The organism is Bacillus subtilis subsp. subtilis str. 168 (genome assembly GCF_000009045.1).
Taxonomy (GTDB): domain Bacteria; phylum Bacillota; class Bacilli; order Bacillales; family Bacillaceae; genus Bacillus; species Bacillus subtilis.
In genome coordinates this window covers 387,733-406,102 of sequence record NC_000964.3, presented here as the reverse complement: position 1 = coordinate 406,102, position 18,370 = coordinate 387,733, and the positions used below count along the sequence as shown (strand labels likewise).

The window sequence follows — 18,370 nt, the reverse complement described above, 5'->3', positions numbered from 1 at the left end:
AGTTCATTGTTTTTCTCATTGTACCGTTCTGACCGCGGCCATACAATAAAGGGAGCGACCGGCGCTGCAATTCAGGTAAAGGAGCCCTTCCCATTATGGTTAAACATCAGCAAACCCCCGCTTATATAGCGGCTATTTTATATTCGTTCATTATCGGTTTATCCTTTCTATTCGTAAAAATCGCACTGCAAACAGCAGAGCCGTTTGATATTTTGGCGCATCGGTTCACCATTGCGTTTGCTGCGGCCACTGTACCGATCTTATTCGGCTGGGTAAAGCTATCAATCCGCGTAAAGGACGTCATTGACATTTTGCCGCTCGCCCTGCTGTATCCCGCGTTATTTTTCAGCTTTCAGGCATTCGGCCTTGTGTACTCGTCCTCCTCTGAAGCGGGAATTATTCAGGCAGCCATTCCGATTTTCACGATGGTCTTTGCCGCTTATGTTTTAAAGGAACGCCCAACGTGGACGCAAAAGGGGTTCACGGTTTTATCCGTTGCCGGCGTCATGTTTATTTTTGTGATGAAAGGCGTTGACGTGGAATCAGCCAGCTTAAAAGGGTCTTTGCTGATCCTATTGTCCGCTTTGTCTTCAGCGATGTACAATACTGCTGCCAGAAAAATGACGCAGCGGTTCAAGCTGACCGAGCTCACCTACATCATGTCAGCCATCGGCTTTGTCGTCTTCAACGCCATCGCCCTTGTGCGTCACGGAGCGGCGGGAACAGTCGGCACTTATTTTCTGCCGTTCCGGGAGCCCGGCTTCGTTCTCGCCATTGTGTATTTGGGCGTGCTGTCTTCACTTGTCACTTCATTTCTGTCTAACTATACGCTGTCGCGAATTGAGGCGTTTAAAATGAGCGCTTTTAATCATGTATCTACCATTGTGACGATGATTGCAGGATTTGTGATTCTCAACGAAAGCCTGGCCTGGTATCATCTTGCCGGGGCTGTTTGTATTATGATTGGCGTGGTGGGGAGCAATATCAATCTGGAGAAAAAAACAAAGCGCCCTGGTATGCCTGCAAAAAAATGAGAAATTATGCTAGACTAAAAGGAAAAACATGGTTAGAGGTGTAGGTTTACCGTATGATTCAATATGCTAGTGAAAGTATCAATCTTCCAGGAGAAATCACTTTTAAGGATGTAAGAGAAATCTTTTTTTATCAAATCGCAAAAATATCATGCTTTTACTTTCTATTGTTTTGCGCCATATTTGCTGCAGTTAACTTCATTAACGGATGGCCCCGTATCGTTTATGGAAGTGACGCGCTTAACTTGTTTATGAACAGTATGTTGATTATCGTGATGTCCGTTCTGTTTACACTGCTGCTCCTCCTTCTTCTATATGTGAAGTTTTCCAGAGCATACAAGAAGAACGAACGGATGAAATCCAAAAGAACATATACTCTGAACCAAGAAGGAATTCGTATATGTTCTAAAAAATATGACCTCATTTTCAATTGGGATGAAATTACAGCTGTTTTCGAATATAAAAATATCTTCAGGGTCAATACATCAAGTGGCCAATATATTGCGATCCCCAAACATTTTTTTCACTCCGAAGAGGAGATGAACAGATTCAAGGAGATTATCCTTAAAAATACCGAAACAAAAAAACTCAAATTTAAAAAGGATCAGCATTGACAGTGCTGATCCTTTTATATTGAATGGTGGGTTTCTTTTGCCTTCTGTTTATCTAAAAACGGCACCAGCTCTATTACAGCCGATAAACCCACAAACACGATGCACACAGCGACAATCAGTAAATAACCATGAGTCATGTCAAAAAACAAACCGCCCGCATACACGCTGAGAGCTCCGGCAACCTGATGGATAAAGAAATTGATGCCTAACAGCGATCCGATCAATCCTGTTTGATAGCTTTCCGAAATTGACGCCGCGGTCAGCGGGATCACGCCTGTGTAACTGAGCCCGAATAACAGGATAAACCCGAAGTACCAAAGGTCGCTGTGATGAATTCCGAGAATGGGAATGAGCAGGCAAATGAGGCTGAGCAGCCGAATGAAAAATAAGATGGATAGCATGACGCTTCTGCTGCCGAGGAGATCTGACAGCCAGCCCGCCAATAATCCGCCAATGATGATAAATGCCCCGAACGCGGCCATCATTCCGTTGACATGAGAGACATGCGCATCCTTCAGTATCGGGACGAGGTGAGCATCAATAATTCCCATTGTAAATCCGCAAGTAAACACGCCGAAGTACAGGATATGAATGAGGCGGGATTGCTTCATCACGTTCCAAAACCCTCGCCAATCATAAGATTTTTTCACAGTTTCCGCTTGCGCATGTGGCGGGTGCTTCATCCCAAAGACGAGGAGCGGCAGCAGAACAGCCGCCATGACGATTCCCAAAATGGTATAGGTGCTCTGCCAGCCGGCATGATACGGAGCCGCAGCCCAAATGGGCGAGAGAAGCAGCAGGCCCGCAGAGTTGGCATTGGTCAAAATAGCAAGCGCCAGACCTTTGTGTGTGTCAAACCAACAGCTGATGAAATACTGGGTCGTCACGCCGACCGCGCAGGAATACCCGATTCCGCCAAGCACACCGTAAATGGCGGAAAACACATGAACATTCGGTGAATAAGGAAGCACCAAAAAGCTTGCGCTGATGCAAACAGCTCCCAGCGCCATAATTTTTCTGACACTGAAACGGTCGATAAAAAAACCGACAAAAAACTGGACGATGCCGGTTGTGATCATAAAAATGCTGACAGAAACCGAAATCAGCGACCTGTCGGCATGGAAGGCGTCTGCCATTGGCAGCATAAAAAATTGAAAGGAATTTCTGAATGAGTTCATTCCGATGGCGAAAACAAACGTAAACAGCAATACAAACCATTTCATCCTGGGAGACGTGCGCATGTTTCGACCTGCCTTTATTTGAGTATTTCGACTATTATACCATGCAGAAATTGGCATTCAACACAAAAAAAGCGGAACAGCCGAAGCTGTCCGCTTTTGATCACGGTTGAATGATCGGATGCTGATTCAAGATCGCAAAAATCCGTTCTGCGACTTCTTCCGTTTGTGACAGCAGGAACATGTGCCCGCCGTCAAATTGATGGAATGTGATGTCTTTTGCCCACTTCTTCCACCCTTCCGCATCTCGTATGCATTTTTTATCATCAAGCCCGTTAAAGACATGAACAGGCGACTGGATCTGGGCCAGATCGTAAAGCTCAAATTGTTCAAGAGCCCGGTAATCTGATCGGAAAGAAGGCAGGAAAAAGGACATGACCTCCTTATTTTCAACAAGCTCTGCGGGCATTCCGCCTAATTGGATAATATGATCGAGAAACTGATCATCAGGCAGGTGGGACACTTTCTTCCGCTGAATATGAGGCGGCTGGATTGCAGAAATGATAACCGCCTGCGGAAAGATGCCTTCACGCTCAAGCTTTTGCGCCAGCCTGAAGGTGATCATTCCGCCCATACTGTGTCCGAACAGCACAAACGGCCGATCAGGGCGAAGGTTCAGTTCTTGCTTGTACAAATCCGTCAGCTCTTCGAGATCCTCAATGGCTGACGTTTGATTCGTGCCGTGTCCCGGCGGCTCGGCAGCGAGCATCTCGCACTCCCCCTGCAAAAAAGCATGGAGAGGGCGAAACGACGCCGAATAGCCGCCGGCAAACGGAAAACAGATGAGCTGTGTTTTTTCCGACGCATCAAATGATTTGAAGAGTTGGCTCATTGGCTGTCTCCTCCTTTCATCACTTCATTTATGAAACCGTTACGGTTTGTGTATTAAGAAATTCGAGCAAAATCTCCGCATTCCTATCTAGCGTTTCGCCCTGCAGCATTTCTGCGTGTGTTCCGAAGCCTCTTTTCACACGGTAAACACCTGTTGTAGCTTCTTCCCATGATGCAAGCCATTCCGGCATGTCAAAATCAGCGCCGGAAGTCAACAGATCAATATCTGCTTTCACCTGGCCTGTGCTGATCAGGTTGACGTAGTATGAGTAAAAGGCATGTGTTTTTTGCTTGAGGCCGTGTTTGACGGCTTCGCTGTTGAGCGCTTCATTGTCCCGATTGACATTCATCAACGCTTCGACATCACTTTCAACCGTGCGTCCGTCCAGATCACTGACACCTTGTTTTTTATAGGAATCCACCATGATGATCCGCTGAACAATACGGCCTTGTTCCTCAAGCTTTTTCGCAGCTTCAAACGCCAGGCTGCATCCCGCTGAATATCCAAACAATGTTAAAGGCCCTTCCGGCTGCAGCTTCTGGATCAAATCCGCATAGCGGTCAAGCCGGTCTTCCTCCTCAATAAAATCAAAGGCGCATAGCTTGTATGACGGCAAGCGGCTGGACAGATTTTGGTACATAAGGCCATAGCCCAGAACCGGCGGAAATGCGAAAATGATCTGCTCCTGATCCTGATTCATTATCGTTACATCCTGCAAGCCATCAGAGCCCCCGTTTTTCAAATACGCTGAAATGCCGGCGATCGTCGGCGCTTCAAACAAAAGCTTCACTGGAAGATCAATCCCGAGCTCTTTCTTGATGCGGGACGCGGCGGTCATGGCCTTCAAGGAATGCCCTCCGAGCGCAAAGAAATCGTCATGAATGCCAATTTGCTTTCTGCCGAGAACCTCAGACCATATTTGTGCGATTGTTTCTTCCATCTCGTTCCGCGGTCCAATCCATTCTTCCGCCAGCTGATCCTGATCAGGTTTTGGGAGCAGCCGTTTATTGACTTTCCCGTTCGTCGTTAAAGGAAGCTCATCCAAGAAGGTAAAGGTTTGCGGCACCATGTAAGCAGGAAGCTGTTTTTTCAGGTGCGCCTTCACGTCTTCAGCTGAAAGCTGCGTTCGGTTCACAAGGTAGGCATTGATTGATGCATCGCCAGACTCATGGCGGTCCGCCACAACGACCGCATCTTTCACACCTGGGTATTCCTGCAGCTGCTTTTCGATTTCTTCAAGCTCAATCCGGTGTCCGCGTATTTTGACCTGGTCGTCAATACGGCCGGCGTATTCAATCGTTCCATCCGGCAGCCAGCGCGCTAAATCCCCTGTACGGTAAAGCGTTTCTCCCGGCTTGAACGGGTTCTCGATAAACTTTTCCTTCGTGAGGTCAGCACGATTTACATACCCTTTTGACACGCCCATTCCGCTGATGCACAGTTCACCGACCGCCCCGAATGGCTGGAGCTGGCTTTGCTCATTCAGAATATAAACACTGGCATTGCTGATCGGCTTTCCGATCGGCAATGAGGAGATGGAATCCGGCAGATCATGCACGACGTGAGCTGTCGCAAACACTGTTCCCTCAGTCGGCCCGTAGCAGTTAATCAGCTTGCCCGGCCCCATGATCCGCAGCGCTTTTCTGACATGAGGCACTGACGCGCGCTCTCCGCCGAATAATATACAGCGAAGCCCCTTCATCCAATCCTCTCCCGCATCTGTGAGAAGATTAAATAGTGCGGTTGTCGCAAACATGACATTGACATTCTCTTGCAGGATCAGATCTGTGAGCCGTTCTGTATCAAGCAGCGTATGTTCATCTGCGATAATGAGCCGTGCCGCATTCAGCATAGAAGCATAGAAATCAAAGGTAAATGCATCAAAGGCGTAATTCGAAACAGACAAGAACGTATCCTGATCAGAAAATGCCATGTAGTCTACATGCTTGACCAATCCTTGAATATTGGCATGAGTGGTGATATTGCCCTTTGGCTTTCCGGTTGTGCCGGACGTGTACATGATATATGCCGGATCATTAGGATCAATCGCGGTTGCAGGATCGCTTGCCTGTTCTTCAAACCGTGTTTGATCATCAATGAAGAGCGTTGTGCCTGTATACGGCAGCTCAGCCGCTTGTTCTTTCATCTCCTGATGCGTCAGAAGACAGGCTGCCGCACTGTCAGCCAGCATATACGAGATTCGGTCCTCTGGCAGCTTCGGATCAACCGGCAGATAGGCTGCTCCCGCCTTTAATACACCGAGAATGCCGATCACCAGTTCAAGTGAGCGCTTCGTGTACAGCGCTACAACAGAGCCTTTGCCCGCACCGTGTTTTTGCAGCCGGCGTGCAATGCGGTTCGCTTCCTCATCTAATTCGCGATAAGACAGGGTCTGGCCGGAATACGTAAGCGCCGGTGCATCCGGATTGGCGTTCACTGCTTCCTTGAACCAATACGTCAGAGGCTTTGTTTCATGAGCTTGAGCCGGCGGGTTTAAGCCGGTTAGCAAAAATTCTCTCTCCCTGTCGTCAACGAGGTTGATCGTGCTGACAGGCTGATCAGGATTCTGGATGAGCTGCTGAATTGCTGTAAGAAGCTGAGATTTCAAGCGCAGGATAAACGCCTCATCAAACACATTCTCATTATAGGCAAGCTTAATCAGCATCTCATCTCCCGGGGAAGCCATCAGGTTGAGATCATAATTCGACTTCTCAAAAACATGAACATCCACCATATCAAAGCCGTTTTCACTGCTTTCTTCATTTTTCGCATCCTGAAGCGGATAGTTCTCAAAAACAATGATGTGGTCAATCAGTTTCGGCTGATCGGCCTGGCTTTGGATGTCATAAAGCGGCACATATTGATGCGGCTCGGACTGCAGCGATTGCTCCTGCAGCCGCTTGAGCAAGCCGTTAAATGTGATACCCTCAGACAGCTTCACACGTCTCGGGACAACGTTGATAAACAGCCCGACCATATGTTCAACGCCTTTGATTTCCGCGGGACGCCCTGAAACAACTGTACCGAAGGCCAAATCGCCAGACTGCTGATAGCGGCTGATCAATACGCTCCAGACTGCCTGCAGCGCCGTACTCAAAGTGGTATGCTGCGATTTTGCAAGCTCGGTAAAGGCCTTTGTTTCCGCCTCCGACAGTGAAAAGAGCAGCTCTTTCGGCTCATAGCCGTCCTTTTGTTTCTTTCTTTGCTCCGCAAACGTCGTTTGTCCTTCAAAGCCCTCTAAATATTCGCGCCAGTAACGCAGTGATGCTTGTTTATCCTGCTTTTCAAGCCACTTGATGTAGTCTTTATACGGTTTGACGGGCGGCAGGCTGTACGGCTTTTGTTCGCGCAGAGCATTGTATACCTTAAATAGATCCTGTACGACGATGCCGAAGCACCATCCGTCCAAAATAATGTGGTGGTAGCTCCACACCCATTCAAAGCTTTCTTCAGCTTTCTTGAAAATGGCTGCCCGCATCGGAATATCCCGCGTCAAATCAAAACCCCTGATCTTATCCTGTTCTTTGTACTCATTGATTTTGGCTGTTTGCTCGCTGCCCGTTAAGTGTGTCAGATCGATTTCTTCTATATGGAACTGCCGTTTTTTCAATACGACTTGGACAGGCCTTTTTACTTTTTCGTGAATGAACACGGTACGAAATACATCGTACCGGTCCATGATCACATTCATGCTTTCTTCAAGACATTTGATATTCAAGCTGCCTTTTACTTTCATCGTGATTTGTTCAAGGTAAAAGCTTTGGCCGGGATTCAGGATGGCATGAAAAAGCATCCCTTCCTGCATCGGCGATAGGTAATACATATCTTGAACCTGATCCTTGCTAAATTGACTCATATGTTTCGCTCCCGCCTTCTGTAATTCCCTTGCGTTTTATTTTAAATTCTCCTCAAGCATGTCAAAGATATCTCCCATCTCGTCCATTTCAAGGTCTTCGGCGCTGAAGTCGCTTGGTGTGAATTCCTTGTCTTCTTTTTCCGTGCAATGGCGGATTAGCATCAGGAGGTTTTCTTTAAACCGTTCCATTTGCTCCTCGACTGTAGCTCTTTCAAACTCCTTCTCATTGTAGGAGCAGGAAAGCACAAACCGGCCGTTTCTGATCATGCCGCTGAAGCTTAATGCGTACAGCGCCTCTGATTCTCCGCTTACTTGGCGCCCCATATCGAAAGCGGACGGTTCAAAGAAATCGGTTTTGACTTCACTGTCGAATTGGCCCAAATAGTTGAAGCTGATCTCCGGTGTGAAGCCCTTTGTTTCCGCTGTTTCTGTGAAATAACGAAGAATGCCGTAGCCAACACCTTTGTCCGGAATGCGGCGCAGGTTTTCTTTGACTGTTTTGATCACAGCTGAGGCATCTGCGTCAGATATGTCGAGCACAACAGGGTATTGTGCCGTAAACCAGCCGACCGTTCTGGAGATATTCACATTCGGGATAATGTCCTCCCGGCCGTGTCCCTCAAGGTTAATGCCAATTTTGGCCCCCTTTGTCCATTCTTTCATTGTCAAACCGAGCGCGCTGAGAAGAATATCGTTGATTTCAGTTCCATATGGCTGATGAACATCTGTTAAAAGATGCTTAGTGTCTTCTGCCGTTAATTCACATAGGACAGATGATGTATCCTTGACGATCCGCTGCTCTGTTTCACAATCCTTAGGTAAAGGAGAAACCTGTTCAGCGGCAATTTGCGACCAGTATTCAGCCTGCTGTAAAAGATGCGCTGATTGGCTGAATGCCGCCAGTTCTTCCGCCCAATCCTTGAAGGAGTTTGTTTTTTGCGGGAAGACAAGGCTCTCTTCTTTCTCAGCCTGCATGTAGCCTGAAGCAAAGTCTTCAAGCAAAATCCGCCATGACACACCGTCGACCACGAGATGGTGTACAGCAATGAGCAGGTGATCCCCAGCTTCTGTGCGATATTGCTCCGCCTTTAAAAGCGGCCCGTTTCGCAGATCGAGACTGCTTTGCAGCTTGTTCGCGAGAAGCTTAATCTGGCTTCTCAGCATCTCTTCATCGGAGCCGTACAGATCCACGATTTCGAAGCTGACCTTGCTCTCACCGATCGGTTTATACACCTGAACGATGTCCCCGTTTTCCTCGCGGTAGACCATGCGGAGCGCGTCATGATGCTCGATCAGCGCCTGCAATGTTTTCTCCACCCGTTCAGGATCAAAGCCCTTTTTGGCGTGAAGCATCACCGATTGGTTCCAGTGGTGCTTGTTCGTGAAGTTCTTTTCAAAGAACCAGCGCTGGATCGGCGTCAGGATGACTTCGCCCTCCACCGGGCCTTGGTCTGCCTGTTTGCCTTCGGCACGCTCTACGTACTGGGTGAGCTCTTCGATCGTCGGATGCTGGAAGAGATCTTTCATTTCCAGCTTCCAGCCGTGCTGATTCAAGCGGCTCGCCATTTGAATTCCTTTGATGGAATCTCCGCCAAGCGAGAAGAAATTGTCGGTGACACCGACTTCAGACATTCCAAGCACGTCCTGCCAGATGCCGGCAAGCAGCTCTTCCATGTCGGTCGTCGGCGCTTTGTATTCTCCGCTTCCCGCTTCGATGTCCGGCTCAGGCAAGGCTTTGCGGTCGACTTTGCCGTTTGCCGTAACCGGAAGCTCGTTCAGCGTCACCCAGAACGCCGGGATCATGTAATCCGGCAGGGTTTCCTTTAGTGTTGATTTTAGTGCTTCTATGTCAGCTGTTTCCGGTGTGACATACGCCGCGATCGCTGTATTGCCGCCTTTATCTTTGACAGCTGTCACCGCCGCATCCTGCACCTCAGAAAGCTGGGCGAGCTGGACTTCAATTTCTGAGAGCTCGATCCGGTAGCCGCGGACCTTGACCTGCTGGTCGATCCGGCCGATGTATTCGATGCCGCCGTTCACCCACTTCACCAAGTCGCCGGTGCGGTACATGCGTTCACCCGGCACAAACGGATCAGCGACAAACCGCTTCGCGGTTTCGTCTTCTCGATTCAGATAGCCTCGTGCCAGTCCGCGCCCCGCCACGCAAAGCTCTCCGGCTACGCCTTCCGGCTGCACCTGATTGCCCTCGCCGAGAATGTATACTCTCGTATTGGCAATGGCCCGTCCGATGGAAAGCGAGCCTTCCTCCGGATGGATTTCTGCGCTTGTGGCAACGACCGTATTTTCTGTCGGCCCGTAGTTGTTGACGAGTGTGTACGGCTTTTTCACTGCCCGCTTCAGCTTGTCTCCTCCGGTCAAGAGGACGCGAAGTGATGTGTTCTCAAGCTCCATGAACTGTTCCGCAAGCTGTGTCGGCAGGAACGTGATCGTTACGCCGTTCGTTTCAAAATAATCGTTCAGGCGGACGATATCGAGGCGGATCGCTTCATCAATGACGTGAAGTTCAGCGCCGATCGTCCAGGTCGGGAACATCTCCCAAATGGAAGCGTCGAACCCGAAGCCCGCGTACTTCGCACTGCGGTCCTCCGCTGTCATGCTGAACGCGTCGTGGTGCCAGAAGCACAGGTTCACAAGCGCATGGTGCTCGACCATGACACCCTTCGGCTGTCCGGTCGTTCCAGACGTGTAAATCATGTACGCCAAGTTCTCCGCGGTTACAGCGGTTTCTGGATTTCCCTCGTCGTTTTCATCAAGCGGCAGGCTTAGAATCGTGCGGCTTCCGTCGAGAAGAATGACATCTCCCGTATAGCTGTCCGGCACTGAAATGCCTTCCTGTTTCAAGAGAAGCTTCGCGCCGCTGTCCTGTAAAATATACTCAATCCGCTGATCCGGGTAGTCAGGATCAATCGGCACAAACGCCGCTCCGGCTTTCAAGACGCCGAGCACCGCGGCGGACATTTCAAGCGACGGCTTCGTGAGAACGCCGACGCGGTCATCCGGGCTGATGCCGCAGTCCATCAGAATCCGGGCGAGGCGGTTTGCCTTCGCGTTCAGCTCGCCGTACGTCCAAGATTGGCCGTTGTATGTGACAGCCGGGCGGTCTTTGTGGCGCTGGACAGTCTCTTCGAATAGCTGATGAACCGTTTTGTCTGTCGGCACAGGCAGCGCTTTGCCCTTCCATGCCTCAAGAAGCGCTTGCTTTTCTGTCTCGGTGACCAGTAACAGACTGGAAAGCGGCTGGTTCGGGTTATCCGCAACAGCCTTTAGTAGCCGCAGAACGTATTCGCTCCATTTTTCAGCTGTTTCTTTTGCGAACAGATCTGTCGCATATTCGAGCTGCAAGCCAATGCCATTTTCATCAGTAAATCCGCCCAGTGTCAGATCAAACTTAGAAGTTCCCTGATGAGCCTCATAAGGTGAAATGCTCAGATTTTGCAATGTAAGCTGTTCTTTATCAGGGTTTTCTGTCGTCACCATCACATTAAACAATGGGTTTCGGCTCATATCCCGAGGGAGATCAAGCTGATTAACCAGATCTTCAAACGGATACTCCTGATGCTCAAGGGCTGACAGGTTCGTCTGCTTTGCTAGCTCCAAAAGCTCCGCAAATGTTTGCTGTTCTTTCGCTTCCATTCTCAGGGCAAGTGTATTGACGAACATTCCCGGCATGTCCTGAACATCAGCATTCGTCCGGCCGGCAGTAACGGAGCCGATGACGATATCCCGCTGTCCGGAAATTTTGCTTAAAAAGACGTGGAAAACAGCATGGAGCACCATGTGCAAGGTCGTTCCGGTTTCGGCAAGCAGTTTTTCTACCGCCTTTGCCGTCTCACTTCCCGTACGGAAACGGATCGTATCTCCTTTAAAGCTTTGCACAGGCGGACGGGCATAATCGAGCGGGAGATCAAGCTCTGGCAGCTCGCCTGAAAGAACTGACATCCAGTACGCCTCATGCTCCTTCATCCGTTCTTTTTGCTCAGCTTCATTTTGCCAAACGGCGAAATCTTTATAATGAAGCGTCGGCTCCGGAAGCTGCTCTCCTTTGTAAAGCAGCGCCAATTCTTTTACAAAGATGCCTCTTGAGACGCCGTCTGCGATGATATGATGCATATCTAAAAGCAGCAAATGTTTTTTCGCTTCTATTCGAAGCAAAGCTGCGCGAATGAGCGGTGCGTCGTTTAAGTCGAATGGCCGGATAAATTCCTTAATCTTTTGGTCCGCTTCGTCTTCTTTGGCTTCAAACACATGAAGATCAACCTCCGCCTTCTCAATGATGCGCTGAACAGGCTCACCATTAGCTTCCATAAATGACGTCCGCAATGATTCGTGACGGTTCACAAGCTGATTGAGTGAGTCGCGCAGGCGCGAAATATCAAGCTCTCCTTCCATTAGAAGAACAGATGGCATGTTGTAGCTTATCGTCTGGCGGTCAAGCTGATTGAGCACGTACATTCGTTTCTGTGCGGATGACAATGGATACATATCCTGCTTGTCAGCCGGTTTGAGTACTTGATGGCCGCCTGAAACAGCAGACGCCTCCATATAAGCCGCCAGCTGGCGAACTGTCGGCTGCTCGAACAGTGCTTTAAGCGGTACGCTTTTCTCCAATTCCGCCTGAATGTTGGCAATCAGCATCATCCCTTTTAATGAATGGCCGCCTAAATCGAAAAAATTGTCATCAATGCCGATGGCTTCTATGCCAAGCGTTTTCTGCCAAATGCGGCATAAACTTTCTTCAAGCGCTGTCTCCGGTGCGGCCAAGGCCTTGCCTCCGGATTGTGCCGCGTTAGGCTTCGGCAGAGCGTTTCTGTCGGTTTTTCCGTTTGCCGTCAGCGGAATCGCGTCAACCTGCACAAAGAAAGCAGGAATCATATGAGACGGCAGTGTTAGGGAAAGCTGGTACCGGAGCTCTGCTTTTTCAATATCTTGATCCGACGTATAATACGCGCAAAGCTCTTGAAGACCGCCCTCGGAAACCGCTAGTACAACCGCTTCTTGAATTCCGCTGAGGCTGAGCATGACCGTTTCAATTTCTTTCGGCTCAATGCGGTAGCCTCGGATTTTCACCTGATCATCAGCCCGGCCGATAAATGCAAGCGTACCGTCAGAAAGTCTTCGTACGACATCTCCGGTTTTGTACATGAGGCTTCCCGGCGAATATGGATTTTCTACAAATCTCTCGGCTGTCAGCTGAGGCCTGTTGAGATACCCTCTCGCGAGCCCCTGTCCCGTGATATAGAGCTGTCCGCTCGCTCCAGGCGGCACAAGCTTCAATGCTTCATTTAAGACAAGCGCACCGGCATTCGCAATCGGGCGTCCGATTGTCGGGCGTTTCGCAAATGCATCCGGCTCATACAGATCAACCCGCCCGGCGATGGCGCCGATCGTTGCTTCTGTCGGGCCGTAGTGATTGATAAATTCGGTATGTCCATACATCTTACGGAAGGCGATAACATCAGTCGGGATGATTTTTTCTCCTCCCAAGACGATCAAGCGCAAGGATTCAAAGTTCGCATCTTTTGCAAAACTGGCGGTGTTCACTATTGTATGGAACAGAGACGGTGTCAGCTTGATATAAGTGATCCCATGCTCCTTGATATAGTGCGCTATTTCATCCGGCGCCGTATAGGTTTCCTTCTGGACGATATGGAGCTCGCCCCCGCCCAGAAGTACAGGGAACATGCTCGTATAGCCAAGGTCAAATGCGTAAGATGAAAGCAATACAGTCTTATCATTTTCCGTCAGGCCCGCCTCTTCACTAAACCAAGAGACATAGTTTGTCAGATTACGATGCTCAATCTGCACGCCCTTTGGCTTTCCGGTCGTACCGGACGTATAAATGACGTATGCAAGATTGCGAGACCCGGAAATGGATGATGGGCGCTCCTTGCTTTCATTTCTCCATTTACCGTCATCAAGGCTGACAATTATCCCTTCATATTGCCCAATAGCCGTCATGTTTCTTTCATTCACGACCGCAAATTTTGCTCCGCTGTCCTCTAATGAATAACGGATTCGTTCTTCAGGTGTATCAGGATCAATCGGAAGGAAAGCTGCCCCCGCCTTCATGACACCGAGAATGGATACCATGACTTCAGCTGACCGGTCCATAACAATCGCGACGATGTCTTCATTTCCTGCCCCTTGGGCACGAAGATGATGCGCCAGCTGGTTCGCCTGTTCATCAAGCTCGCGATAGGTCAACAGATTTCCGCCAGCCTTCACCGCAGAATGGTCAGGTGTTTGCTGGGCCTGTTTTTCAAAAAGTGCTGCAAAGGTTGCTTCGGTAATTTGAGTCATATGTCTTTCTTCTAGCAAAGCAGCCGTTTCTGCAGATGAAAGCAGATCTACATCAGACAGCCGAACGTTCGGATTAGCCGCGGCCGCTTTGATGATATTGACAAAGTGGCGGCTCCAGCGGCGGATCGTCTCGTCCTTAAACAAGGCAGTCGCATAGTCAAAGCTTAGGCCGATATCCTCTTCACGCTCGACCGCTTCCAAGGAAAGATCAAATTTCGCAACATGATGAAGCATGGAATACGAGGAAATCTTCAAATCTCCTAATCTTAATGAAGGAATCTCCATATTCTGCATGTTGAACATCACGCTGAACAGCGGACTTCTGCTTGTATCCCTTGTAAGCGGAAGCTTTTCAATCAGCTCCTCAAGCGGATAGCTCTGGTGCTCGAATGCTTGAAGGCTGGCTGTTTTGACCTCTTCAAGGAATTGCGCGAAGGTTTTATCTCCCGCTGGTGCCGTTCTGAGTGCCACCGTGTTGACAAACATACCCGGCACACCTTGCAGATCAGGATGTGTTCTGCCAGCTGTCGGCGAGCCGACAATGATATCATCCTGTGACGCGTACTTGGAAAGGAGTACATTGAACGCCGCCAGCAAAAACATGTACATTGTCGTATCTGTTTCTGCCATGAGCGATTTGATTTGAGCCGTGATTTGCTTATCAAGCCCAAACATCACGCGCTCTCCCGCAAAGCTCCGTTCAGCTGGCCGCTCGAAATCCGCGGGAAGATCCAGTATTGGCAGTTCGCCTTTAAAGACATCGAGCCAGTATTCCTCATCTTTTTGATAATTAGTTTGTTCTTTGTGCCAAACTGCGTAATCTTTATAGTGAATTTGTGGCAGTTCCAGATCTGCGCCTTGATATATTTTGGCAAGATCACCGATTAGAATGCCTGTTGAACTTCCGTCAGTAATAATATGATGCATATCAATGAGCAGCAGGTGGCGTTTTTCTTCCAGCTGGACAAGCTTCGAACGGACGAGCGGCGCGCGGTTTAATTCAAACGGCTGAACAAATGCTTTGATTATCTCTTCCGCGTCTTCTTCCCGTCCCTTGGCAGCCTCCAGCTGGAACGATATGTTTTTATGAACGGTTTGCACAACCTCTCCGTCGATCATGTCAAACGATGTACGGAGGATTTCGTGCCGGTTGATTAATTGCTGAATCGCGTTTTCAAGCCGGTCTTTATCTACTTCTCCCTCCAGCAGAAGTACAGCGGGGACGTTGTAGCTTGTGTTTGCTTGTCCAAGCTGATTGAGGATATACATTCTCCGCTGGGCCGGGGATACAGGATAATGCTGCTGATAAGATGCTTGCCTGATCGGTTCAAACGTCTGCTCCTCCTTGCTTTCGTTCTCTTCCAAATACAGTGCCAGTTCTTGAATAGTCGGCTTTTCAAAAAGCACTTTTATCGGAACTTCCTTATGAAAATGCTCTTGAATTTTCGCCGTCATCATCATCGCTTTCAAAGAATGGCCGCCGATCATAAAGAAGTTATCGGTAACGCCTGCTTTGACGCCGAGTATTCCTTCCCAGATCTCCGCTAATTTCTTTTCACTCTCTGTTTTTGGTGCTGCGTATTCCGGCTGCACGGCTTCTGATTGCGGTGCAGGCAGTTCCTTTTTGTTGATTTTCCCGTTTGGCGTGAGCGGCAGGCTGTCCATTTGAATCAGGTGGGCAGGGACCATATAGTCAGGCAAAGACTGAGACAGTGTTTTTCTCAGCTCACTCACAGCCACTTCACGATCCGCCGTGAAGTACGCGCAAATTTCATTTTCGTCTGCTTTGTTCTTGCGTATGATCACCGCGGCTTCTGTCACATGCTCAGCCATGTTCAGTTTTGTTTCAATTTCGCCAAGCTCAATTCGGAAGCCGCGCACCTTCACTTGGTTGTCGATTCTGCCTAAAAATTCGATATTGCCGTCCGGCAGCCATCTTGCCAAGTCACCAGTGCGGTAAATTCTCTCACCCGGTCTGAACGGGTCTTCCAGAAATTGCTTCTCCGTCAGCTCAGGGAGATTGACATACCCACGCGCTACACCGATTCCGCCTACGCAAAGCTCACCAGGCGCGCCGATTGGCTGCAGGCATTGCTGCTCATCCATAATATAGGCAGTGGAATTTCCGATCGGCTTCCCGATTGGGATAGAGCCGCCATACTCGCGGTCGATCAGAAAACTGGTTGAAAACGTCGTGTTTTCTGTCGGGCCGTATCCGTTCCACAATGAAAGCGACGGCGATGCCTGTTTTACTTTGCTGACAATATGCGGGACAAGGGCATCTCCGCCGATGATTAAATGGCGCAGTGTGCCGAACATACCCGCATCCTTTGCAGCAAGCTGGTTGAATAAAGGTGATGTCAGCCACATAGTTGTGATGCTTTGCTCACGCAGGAATGCAGCAAATTGTTTCGCATCAAGCAGTGTCTCTTTTTTGACCGGATAAAGTGCTGCGCCATTCAGCAGTGCGCCGAATACCTCAAACGTTCCGGCATCAAAGCTGACAGCTCCCGTTTGCGCCATGCGGTCTTCTTCAGTAACAGGAACGTACCCGGCATTTTTGACGAGGCGCAGAATGCTTTTATGTTCGATCATGACGCCTTTCGGTTTGCCCGTTGAACCGGATGTGTACATGATGTACGCCAAATCAGACGGGGCGGATGGCAGGTTGAGATTGTCAGCCGCTTCACTCTCTTCAAAGCCTATGTCCAGTGTAAGAACCGGCACTTGCAGCTGATGTGCCTGCCCTGTATAAGAATTTCCGATCAAAACCATTCGAACGGAGCTGTCCTCTGCCATGAAACGAAGACGATCCCCAGGAAGCGCTGGATCAAGCGGCACATATGCGGCGCCTGCTTTTAAAACAGCCAGCATGCCGACAACGGTTTCTACTGAGCGGTCGTTCATAATCGCTGCTGTTTCCCCTTTTTGAAGCCCATGTTCGACAAGCTTTCTCGCCAGACGGTTAGCCGCTGCATTCAGCTCGCGGTACGTCAGCTTGGTTCCTTCATATACGACGGCGGTGCTCGCCGGCGTCCGTTTCGCTTGCTCTTCAAACACTTGGTGAACAGCCATTCCTTCAGGGAGTTCGGCTTTCGTGCTGTTAAACACCTCGACAATTTGCCGCTGCTCTTCGTCTCCCACAAGCCCGTACTCACGCACAAAAGCGGCCGGCTGATCGACAGCTGCTTCCATCATGCGGGTAAGGTGCTCCGCTGTCCGTTCGATAAAAGCGGAATCAAAGGCGGCTCCGTTATATTTAATTTTGACGGTCCACGTTTTGCCCGGATACACAATCAGGTTGAAATCGAAGCTCGTTTGTTCAAATGCGCTTTCTACCTTAATCGAAAACCCGAGGCGGTCTTCCATGCTGCCGTTTTCAAGCTCTTGATCAAGCGGATAATTTTCAAACGCGACCAGATGGTTTAAGAGATTGCCATCAAGAGCTGAGCGTTTTTGAATCTCATAGAGCGGCACGTAATCGTAACGCTCTGCCTCTACTGCATGCTGCTGAACAGCTGTGAAAATATCAGCGAATGCAGCATCTCGTTCAACTTTCACCCGCACTGGAATGGTGTTGATAAACAGCCCCGCCATCGTTTCGATTCCGTTGATTTCAGACGGTCGTCCCGAGACGACCGTTCCGAAGATCACATCATCCGTAAAGTTGTATTTGCTGAGAACAATGCCCCAAACGGCCTGAAATAGGTTAGGCCCTGTCACTTGATGGAGATTTGCGGTTTGCTGAATACGGGCAACCAGTGTTTCGTCCCATGTAAATGAATATTCTTTATTGACGTATTCGTCTTTTTTCACAGGCAGGCGGCCCGGGAGCACGCTTGGCTGTTCAAAACCCGCCAAGCGCTCGCTCCAGTAGCTCTCCGCTTCTTCATTGTCCTGTTTTCCAAGCCACTTGATGTAATCGGAATAAGGCTTGCCCTGACCGTTTGCCGGTGTCCTGCCTGCTCTGAGCGCTTCATAGTTTTGGAACAGGCTTTTCATGAGGACGCCCATGCTCCAGCCGTCCATCATAATATGATGATTGCTCCAGACAAGATACAGCTGATCTGCAGCAAGGCGGAAAACCGCTACCTTGAACAATATGTCTTTTGCCAGGTTAAAGCCTTGGCGCTGAACGTCTTGTTTGTAACGCTCAATGTGCTCTTTCTGGCGGTTTTCGTCTGCATGACTGATATCCTCATAATGCACTTTTGTTTTGCGTTCCGCTAACACGACCTGACGCGGTTTTTGCAGCTGCTGATGCACAAATACCGTACGGAGAATATCGTATGACCGAATCAGTTCATTGACGCTTTTCTCAAAGATTTCAAGATCAAAAGCGCCGTGAATCCCAAGCTCTAATTGTGTGAAGTACGAGGAAGAATGCGGATCAAGCATCGCATGATACAGCATTCCCTCCTGCATTGGTGTCAGTGCGTACACCTTTTGAATCGATTTTTTGCTCATATGCCACCTCT

General features: G+C 49.3%; 7 protein-coding genes. 2 read left to right on the top strand and 5 right to left on the bottom strand.

Annotated features, from left to right (window positions below; translation table 11 throughout):
* Nucleotides 1–95 precede the first annotated feature (95 nt).
* The gene (gene ycxC / locus BSU_03550) at nucleotides 96–1,034 is read left to right on the top strand and encodes a putative permease (RefSeq protein NP_388237.2); all 939 of its coding nucleotides are present in this window, start codon (nucleotides 96–98) and stop codon (nucleotides 1,032–1,034) included.
* Between the two features lie 53 nt (nucleotides 1,035–1,087).
* On the top strand, nucleotides 1,088–1,645 hold the full coding sequence (gene ycxB, locus BSU_03540; protein NP_388236.1) for a hypothetical protein: 558 nt from the start codon (nucleotides 1,088–1,090) through the stop codon (nucleotides 1,643–1,645).
* Between the two features lie 14 nt (nucleotides 1,646–1,659).
* Here ycxB and srfT read toward each other — a convergent pair whose 3' ends face one another.
* Nucleotides 1,660–2,886, bottom strand: a complete 1,227-nt coding sequence (srfT, locus tag BSU_03530) for a surfactin exporter (RefSeq protein NP_388235.2) — start codon at nucleotides 2,884–2,886, stop codon at nucleotides 1,660–1,662.
* Between the two features lie 100 nt (nucleotides 2,887–2,986).
* Nucleotides 2,987–3,715 (bottom strand): surfactin synthetase, encoded by a 729-nt coding sequence (gene srfAD, locus BSU_03520; RefSeq protein ID NP_388234.1) that lies wholly within the window; start codon nucleotides 3,713–3,715, stop codon nucleotides 2,987–2,989.
* 28 nt (nucleotides 3,716–3,743) lie between these two features.
* Entirely contained in the window at nucleotides 3,744–7,571 is a 3,828-nt protein-coding gene (gene srfAC / locus BSU_03510; protein NP_388233.2) for a surfactin synthetase, read from the bottom strand.
* Nucleotides 7,572–7,607: 36 nt separating this feature from the next.
* The gene (gene srfAB, locus BSU_03490) at nucleotides 7,608–18,359 is read right to left on the bottom strand and encodes a surfactin synthetase (protein NP_388231.2); all 10,752 of its coding nucleotides are present in this window, start codon (nucleotides 18,357–18,359) and stop codon (nucleotides 7,608–7,610) included.
* Nucleotides 15,083–15,223 carry a regulator of genetic competence gene (comS, locus tag BSU_03500; protein ID NP_388232.1) on the bottom strand — a complete coding sequence of 47 codons (141 nt, stop codon included), beginning with the start codon at nucleotides 15,221–15,223 and terminating at the stop codon, nucleotides 15,083–15,085. Before srfAB ends, comS begins: the two co-directional genes overlap by 141 nt.
* Nucleotides 18,360–18,370: the final 11 nt, after the last annotated feature.